Genomic DNA, 1,964 nt, shown 5'->3' with positions numbered 1-1,964 from the left:
ACGCTGTCGAGGGGTTTTGCACAATAAGAGCCTGGCGATGACCTACTTTCACACGGGAATCCGCACTATCATCGGCGCGGAGTTGTTTCACGGACCTGTTCGGGATGGGAAGGGGTGGTTCCAACTCGCTATGGTCACCAGGCATGAGGGGTTGTGGCGCTGGGGTTGAAGCCAGCGTCACGAATAGGGATGTAGTCTTGGTTGTGCGTATCTGGCACAAGGCGATCGACTCACCAGGTGAAACACACTGGTTATAGGATCAAGCCTTACGGGCAATTAGTACTGGTTAGCTTAACGCATTACTGCGCTTCCACACCCAGCCTATCAACGTCCTGGTCTCGAACGACCCTTCAAGGAGGTCAAGCCTCCAGGGAATCCTCATCTTCAGGCGAGTTTCCCGCTTAGATGCTTTCAGCGGTTATCTCTTCCGTACATAGCTACCCTGCGATGCCTCTGGCGAGACAACAGGTACACCAGCGGTACGTCCACTCCGGTCCTCTCGTACTAGGAGCAGCCCCCGTCAAGATTCCAACGCCCACGGCAGATAGGGACCAAACTGTCTCACGACGTTTTAAACCCAGCTCACGTACCTCTTTAAATGGCGAACAGCCATACCCTTGGGACCGGCTACAGCCCCAGGATGAGATGAGCCGACATCGAGGTGCCAAACACCGCCGTCGATATGAACTCTTGGGCGGTATCAGCCTGTTATCCCCAGAGTACCTTTTATCCGTTGAGCGATGGCCCTTCCATTCAGAACCACCGGATCACTATGTCCTGCTTTCGCACCTGCTCGACTTGTCGGTCTCGCAGTTAAGCACGCTTTTGCCATTGCACTTTAGGTACGATGTCCGACCGTACCAAGCGTACCTTCGAACTCCTCCGTTACACTTTGGGAGGAGACCGCCCCAGTCAAACTGCCTACCATGCACTGTCCCCGACCCGGATTCACGGGCCAAGGTTAGAACCTCAAACAAACCAGGGTGGTATTTCAAGGACGGCTCCACGTGAACTAGCGTCCACGCTTCAAAGCCTCCCACCTATCCTACACAGATCGGTTCAAAGTCCAATGCAAAGCTACAGTAAAGGTTCATGGGGTCTTTCCGTCTAGCCGCGGGGAGATTGCATCATCACAAACACTTCAACTTCGCTGAGTCTCGGGAGGAGACAGTGTGGCCATCGTTACGCCATTCGTGCAGGTCGGAACTTACCCGACAAGGAATTTCGCTACCTTAGGACCGTTATAGTTACGGCCGCCGTTTACCGGGACTTCAATCAAGAGCTTGCACCCCATCATTTAATCTTCCGGCACCGGGCAGGCGTCACACCCTATACGTCCACTTTCGTGTTTGCAGAGTGCTGTGTTTTTATTAAACAGTCGCAGCCACCATTTTATTGCAACCCCTTCACCCTTCTGGCGCAGGCCAGTCAAGCTACCAGGGCGTACCTTATCCCGAAGTTACGGTACCAATTTGCCGAGTTCCTTCTCCCGAGTTCTCTCAAGCGCCTTAGAATACTCATCTCGCCCACCTGTGTCGGTTTGCGGTACGGTCTCGTATGACTGAAGCTTAGAGGCTTTTCTTGGAACCACTTCCGATTGCTTCGCAGCTCAAGGCCGCTCGCCCCATACTCTTGAATTCCGCGCCCGGATTTGCCTGAGCGCCTTCTCCAATACAGGGACCGGGACTTCCAACACCCGGACAACCTTCCGCGATCCGTCCCCCCATCGCATCATACGACGGTGCAGGAATATTAACCTGCTTCCCATCAGCTACGCATCTCTGCCTCGCCTTAGGGGCCGACTCACCCTACGCCGATGAACGTTGCGTAGGAAACCTTGGGCTTACGGCGAGGGGGCCTTTCACCCCCTTTATCGCTACTCATGTCAGCATTCGCACTTCTGATACCTCCAGCATCCTTTACAAGACACCTTCACAGGCTTACAGAACGCTCTCCTACCACGC

The 1,964-nt window shown here is 54.3% G+C and carries 2 rRNA genes; both read right to left on the bottom strand.

Annotation, left to right across the window (positions count from 1 at the left end):
* Positions 1 to 29: 29 nt before the first annotated feature.
* Positions 30 to 142, bottom strand: a 5S ribosomal RNA gene (gene rrf, locus J8I34_RS33780).
* Between the two features lie 113 nt (positions 143 to 255).
* Positions 256 to 1,964: ribosomal RNA gene (locus J8I34_RS33775) — 23S ribosomal RNA — on the bottom strand; the annotation flags it as partial.

This window comes from Cupriavidus phytohabitans, assembly GCF_017815025.1.
In the GTDB taxonomy this organism is placed as follows: domain Bacteria; phylum Pseudomonadota; class Gammaproteobacteria; order Burkholderiales; family Burkholderiaceae; genus Cupriavidus.
Note: the sequence above shows the minus strand (reverse complement) of the source record. Positions and strands in the feature narration are given on the sequence as shown.